Raw genomic sequence first — 1,148 nt, forward strand, 5'->3', positions numbered from 1 at the left:
AAGTGCGACTGAAGCCGGAACTCCTCGAGGACGGTCACCATCACCAGCCCGCCTTGCTAAGCCGGCGTCATCACCACCCGGCCGATAACCTTGCCGTCGCGCAGGTCATTGAGCGCGGCATTCACCTGCTCCAGCGGCCGCGTCTTGATCGGCACTTCAGGCGCGCCGGTCCGCTTCACCAGCTCCAGCAGCTCAGCGATCTCCACCAGGCTGCCGACATAGCTGCCCTGCACGGTCAGCGCCTTCATCGGGAAGAACGGCGTCGGGATGGTCACGTCGCCGCCGAACAGGCCGACCACGATCACCTTGCCGCCCTTGATCGTCGTATCGACGCCCAGCTTCACCGTGGCGCCCGCGCCGACGAAATCGATCACCGCCCACGCCCCGCCGCCCGTCGCCGCACGGATCTGGTCCGCCGCATCCTTGGCCGAGCCATCAATCACATGTGTCGCGCCGGCCGCCTTGGCCGCCTCGCGCTTGGCCGGATCGATGTCCACCACGATGGTCGAATGCCCGCCCATCTTCTTGTGCAGCGCCAGAGCCATCAGCCCGACCCCGCCCGCGCCGATCATCACCACCGGCGCCTGCGCCAGCGTATCCGACACCTTCTTCAGCGCGCTGAACGCCGTCACGCCCGAGCATGCCAGCGGCGCGGCTTTCTCCGGCGCGATCCCCGAAATGTCGAACAGGTAGCGCGTATGCGGAACCAGCACGTGCGTCGCGAACCCGCCGCCGCGATGGATGCCCACGCTGCACGGCTTGGTGCAGAGGTTCTCCTCGCCGCGCTTGCACACGATGCACTCGCCGCAACCCATCCAGGGATGGATCAGCCGCACATCGCCAACCTTCACGCCCTTGGCGTCAGGTCCGACGGCAACAACTTCGCCGACATTCTCATGGCCCATGGTCAGCGGCAGCTTCACGCCGCGGTCCTGCAGCTTCAGCTTCTGCCCGCCGCCGAGCTCGTAATAGCCGTCCCAGATATGCAGATCGGAATGGCAGACGCCCGCCGCCAGCACCTTGAGCACGACCTCAGAGCCGATCGGCTCCGGCGTCTCCCGCTCCATCCGCTGCAGCGGCGCTCCGCACTCGCAGACATCGAAGCTATGCATGACGGTCTCCCGGTTGTTTGCCGGGAGACTATCGAT

General features: G+C 66.5%; 1 protein-coding gene. It reads right to left on the reverse strand.

Features of this window, described 5'->3' with window-relative positions; all coding sequences use genetic code 11:
* Nucleotides 1-56 precede the first annotated feature (56 nt).
* Nucleotides 57-1,148 (reverse strand): alcohol dehydrogenase (locus EON91_RS14515; RefSeq protein ID WP_292096128.1); only part of this gene is annotated, 1,092 nt, incomplete at its 5' end.

It is taken from the genome of Brevundimonas sp. (assembly GCF_004210735.1).
Classification (GTDB): domain Bacteria; phylum Pseudomonadota; class Alphaproteobacteria; order Caulobacterales; family Caulobacteraceae; genus Brevundimonas.